The sequence below is a fragment of the Polaromonas sp. P1_G4 genome, assembly GCF_056405475.1.
Window position 1 is genome coordinate 1 of the sequence record NZ_JBFUCA010000335.1, and the last position, 4,715, is coordinate 4,715.

Annotated in this window: 3 protein-coding genes; 2 read left to right on the plus strand and 1 reads right to left on the minus strand. The window is 63.2% G+C overall.

Annotation, left to right across the window (positions count from 1 at the left end):
- Positions 1-2,460: chromosome segregation protein SMC (smc, locus tag AC1D1X_RS15925; protein ID WP_477698632.1), on the minus strand; the 2,460-nt coding region annotated here is incomplete at its 3' end.
- A gap of 403 nt (positions 2,461-2,863) precedes the next feature.
- On the opposite strand from smc, the gene dapC reads away from it, so the two are divergent.
- Together dapC and AC1D1X_RS15935 are read left to right on the plus strand one after the other, a co-directional pair.
- Positions 2,864-4,069 (plus strand): succinyldiaminopimelate transaminase, encoded by a 1,206-nt coding sequence (gene dapC, locus AC1D1X_RS15930; protein WP_477669504.1) that lies wholly within the window; start codon positions 2,864-2,866, stop codon positions 4,067-4,069.
- A gap of 12 nt (positions 4,070-4,081) precedes the next feature.
- The coding region (locus AC1D1X_RS15935) for a 2,3,4,5-tetrahydropyridine-2,6-dicarboxylate N-succinyltransferase (protein ID WP_477698633.1) at positions 4,082-4,715 on the plus strand (634 nt) is incomplete at its 3' end.

A 4,715-nucleotide genomic window follows, 5' to 3' on the forward strand; every position in this document is an offset into this window, starting at 1 on the left:
GCGCAACGCAAACGTGGCTTCCTGCGCCTGGCGTTCCAGCGTGCGCTGCTGCTCACGTGATTCGCCCAGCTTGCGCTCGGTTTCGATCACGCGGTCATCCAGCTGCGCGTGGCGTTCCTGGCTGTCGGCCAGTTGCATATCAAGCTCTTCAAAACGGCCTTCAGCCGTGACCTTGCGCTCCTGCAATTCGCCAAGCTGCGCTTCGATTTCGGCCATGTCGGCCTGAATCTGCTCGCTGCGGGCCCGGGTCTGCTCGGCCAGTTGCGTCAGGCGCAGCACTTCGACCTGCAGCTCATGGGTGCGGCTCTGGCCTTCGGCGGTTTCGCGGCGTGCCGTGGCAAGGCGCTGGGCGGCGTCGGCGTAAGCGGCTTCGGCGCGAATCAGCGCGGAACGGGCCTCTTCGCTGATCAGGGCCTGGGCCTTGAGCTGCTTGTCGAGGTTTTCGATTTCCTGGGCGCGGGCAAGCAGGCCGGCCTGTTCGGAATCCTGGGCGTAAAAACTCACGCTGTGGTGCGTCACGGCATGGCCGCTTTGCACATAAATCACTTCGCCGGCCTGCAGCTTGTCGCGTGCGGCCAGGGCGTCGTCCAGGCTTTGCGCCGTGTAGCAACCCTGCAACCAGTCACCCAGTAACGCAGACTGGCCAGCGTCGTTCAGGCGCAGCAATTCGGTCAGCGGTTTGAGTGTGATGGCCGCATTGGTGCGGGCGGGTGCGGCGGCGCTGGGCGGTGAGTAAAACGAGAGCTTGGCGGGCGGCGTATCGCGCCCGTCGGTACCGGCAAAGCCGCGCACCATGTCGAGCCGACTGACTTCGAGTGCGCCCAGGCGCTCGCGCAGCGCGGCTTCAAGCGCGTTTTCCCAACCTTGTTCGATGTGGATGCGGCTCCACAGGCCTTGCAGGCCATCGAGGCCGTGCTTGGCCAGCCAGGGCTTGAGCTTGCCGTCGGTTTTGACCTTTTCCTGCAGGGCCTTGAGCGCTTCCATGCGCGCCGACAGGTCGGCCCGYTTGGCGGATTCGCTGTTGACGGTGTGCTGCAGCGTGCGGCGCTCTTCGTCGAGCTGCGGCACGCTGTCGGTCAACTCGTGCAGGCGGGCTTCGGCTTCAGCCTGGGCTTCCTGTGCGGCGGTGAACTGCGTGGTCAGGTTGGCCAGACGGGCTTCGTCGGGCGCGTTGAGTGCGTTGCGGTCTGCCGTGAGCTTTTCCAGCCGCAATCCCAGGCTGCGCGACTGCTCTTCGATGTTGCGCTGGTCGGCGGCCAGCACCTGGATTTGCTGCTGCACCTGGCCGACGCTGGTACGCTGCTCGTTGGCTTTGGCCTGGGCTTGGCGCAGGGCGTCTTCCAGGGCGGGCAGTTGGGTCTGGTGCTCTTCGGTCTGCGCAGCCAGGAGCTCGGCTTTTTCTTCGGCTTCAATGGCCTGCGCGGCGAGGTTTTCCGTCTCGACGGCGGCGTCTTCCTTGCGTGTGGCCCACTGGGCGGTTTGTTCCTTGAGCTGGGCCAGGCGCTGCTCGACACGCTGACGGCCGTCGACCACAAAGCGGATCTCGGCCTCCAGGCGCCCGACTTCGGCGCTGGCCTCATAGAGCTTGCCCTGGGCCTGGTTGACCTGGTCGCCGGCCGAGTAGTGCGCCTGGCGAATGGTTTCGAGGTCGGCCTCGATGTGGCGCAGGTCGGCCACGCGRCTTTCCAGGTCGTTCACGGCTTTTTCGGCGTCAGCCTTGACCTTGGACTGGTCGGCTTCGCTTTCGGCGCGTTTGAGGAACCACAGTTGGTGCTGCTTCAGGCTCGCGTCGGCATGCAGCGTGTTGTAACGCATGGCCACCTCGGCCTGCTTTTCAAGCCGGTCAAGATTGGCGTTCAGCTCACGCAGGATGTCTTCGACACGTGTCAGGTTTTCGCGCGTGTCGGACAGGCGGTTGGCGGTCTCGCGGCGGCGCTCCTTGTATTTGGAAACACCGGCGGCCTCTTCGAGGAAGAGGCGCAGCTCTTCGGGTTTGGACTCGATGATGCGGCTGATGGTGCCCTGGCCGATGATGGCGTAGGCGCGCGGACCCAGGCCGGTGCCCAGGAATACATCCTGCACGTCGCGGCGGCGCACCGGCTGGTTGTTGATGTAGTAGCTGGAGGTGCCGTCGCGCGTCAGCACGCGCTTGACGGCGATCTCGACAAACTGGCCCCACTGGCCGCCGGCGCGGTGGTCGGCGTTGTCAAAGACCAGTTCCACGCTGGAGCGGCTGGCGGGCTTGCGTGTGGTGGTGCCGTTGAAGATGACGTCCTGCATGGACTCGCCGCGCAGCTCGGAGGCCTTGCTTTCGCCCAGCACCCAGCGCACCGCGTCCATGATGTTGGACTTGCCGCAACCGTTGGGGCCCACCACACCGACCAGTTGGCCCGGCAGTACGAAATTGGTGGGCTCTGCGAATGATTTGAAACCAGATAGCTTGATCGAATTGAGACGCACGGCTGTCCCTGTTTTTTTGAGCCTGAGGTAGGGAATTACAACCCTAACTCGTTGATTTTTATGGCGTTTTACGGAAAAACGCTGACACACGCCGTGTACCACTTTCAGTAGCGCACGGTCCGCCATGTTACCCGAGCGGGACGCAGATTTTGCCGGGAAAAAGGCCCTTGACGGGCCCGGCGTGAAACACTTTGCTTCGCACGGCGGCGGTCTGTCAGGGTGACGCCCGGCCCTGCGCTGCCTGAAAATGGCTGGCTACCAGGGAAATTTGGATGAAATCAGCCTGAAGCCCAACAAGGACAAGCGCGAGCAGCTATTAATTTAATAGCGATCAGACCAGGGCATGACAAACCGCAACCCAGACCGGCGGCGGGTGAGCAAGGCGAGGCTGGATAATCAAGGCATGAATCCCCTGCTTTCACGCCTCCAGCCCTACCCGTTTGAACGGCTGCGCCAGTTGCACGCCGATGTCACCCCCAACCCGGCTTACAAACCCATCAGCCTTGGCATAGGCGAACCCCGCCATGCCACGCCCCAGCTCATCAAGGATGCGCTGACAGCCAGCCTGGACGGCCTGGCCAGTTACCCCGGCACGCTGGGGGAGCCGAAGCTGCGCCAGGCCATGACCGACTGGCTGGCCCGCCGCTACAACCTGAAACTGGACCCGGCCACGCAAATCCTGCCGGTCAACGGCTCGCGCGAGGCGCTGTTTTCACTGGCGCAAACCGTGCTGGACGCCAGCAAACCGGGCGCCACCGTGGTCTGCCCGAATCCGTTCTATCAAATTTATGAAGGCGCAGCCCTGCTGGCGGGCGCACAGACCTGGTTCGCCCCCAGCGACCCGGCGCGCAACTTCGGCATCGACTGGGCGGCAGTGCCGGCGGACGTCTGGGCCAAAACCCAGCTGGTGTTTGTCTGCTCGCCCGGCAACCCCACAGGCTCGGTGATGTCGCTGGCCGAATGGAAGCTGCTGTTTGAACTGAGCGACCGCTACGGCTTTGTGATTGCTTCGGACGAGTGCTACAGCGAAATTTACTTCCGTGATGAGGCGCCTCTGGGCGGCCTGCAAGCAGCCGCAGAGCTGGGCCGGCATGACTTCAAGAATCTGATTTCCCTCACCAGCCTTTCCAAGCGCAGCAATGTGCCCGGCCTGCGCAGCGGCTTTGTGGCTGGAGATGCGGCGCTGATCAAGCCGTTTTTGCTCTACCGCACCTACCACGGCAGCGCCATGAGCCCCATCGTGCAGGCGGCCAGCATTGCCGCCTGGAATGACGAGCAACATGTGGTGGACAACCGCGCCATGTACCGCGAAAAATTTTCCAAAGTCACGCCCATGCTGTCGGCGGTGATGGACGTCGCCCTGCCCGACGCAGGCTTTTACCTGTGGGCCGGAATCCCCCAAGCATTCAAGGGCTCGGACACCGCGTTTTCGCGCGAGCTGCTCGCTCTTTACAATGTCGTGGTGTTGCCGGGCAGTTACCTGGCACGCGATGCGCAGGGGCACAACCCCGGCGCCGGCAGAATTCGCATGGCGCTGGTGGCAGAAACCGCCGAATGCGTGGAGGCCGCAGAGCGCATCGTCCAGTTCATCCAATCCAAAGTTCACTGAAAAACCATTCTCATGACTCAAGCCAACCTGCAAGCGCTCCAGCAAACCATTGACGCCGCCTGGGAAGACCGCGCCAACCTGTCGCCCAAGTCGGCGCCCAAGGACATCCTGGAGGCAGTGGAGCAAACGATTTCCCAGCTGAACAATGGCTCGCTGCGCGTGGCCACCCGTGAAAGCGTGGGTGTGTGGACGACGCACCAGTGGATCAAGAAGGCGGTGCTGCTGAGCTTTCGCCTGAAAGACAACGAACTGATGCGCGCCGGTGACCTCGGCTTTTTCGACAAGGTCAAAACCAAATTTGCGCACCTGAGCGAAGCCGAAATGCGCGAAACCGGTGTGCGCGTGGTGCCCCCCGCCGTGGCCCGCCGCGGCAGCTTCATCGCCAAGGGCGCGATCCTGATGCCCAGCTACGTCAACATCGGCGCCTGGGTTGGCGAAGGGACCATGGTCGACACCTGGGCCACCGTGGGCAGCTGCGCGCAGGTCGGCAACAACGTGCACCTTTCAGGCGGCGTCGGCCTGGGCGGCGTGCTGGAGCCGCTGCAGGCCAACCCCACCATCATTGAAGACAACTGCTTTATCGGCGCACGCTCTGAAGTGGTCGAAGGCGTGATCGTCGAAGAAAATTCGGTGATCTCTATGGGTG

Excerpts from the sequence above, each read along its gene's own strand:
- dapC (WP_477669504.1), top strand. The coding sequence starts at position 2,864 with ATGAATCCCCTGCTTTCACGCCTCCAGCCCTACCCGTTTGAACGGCTG.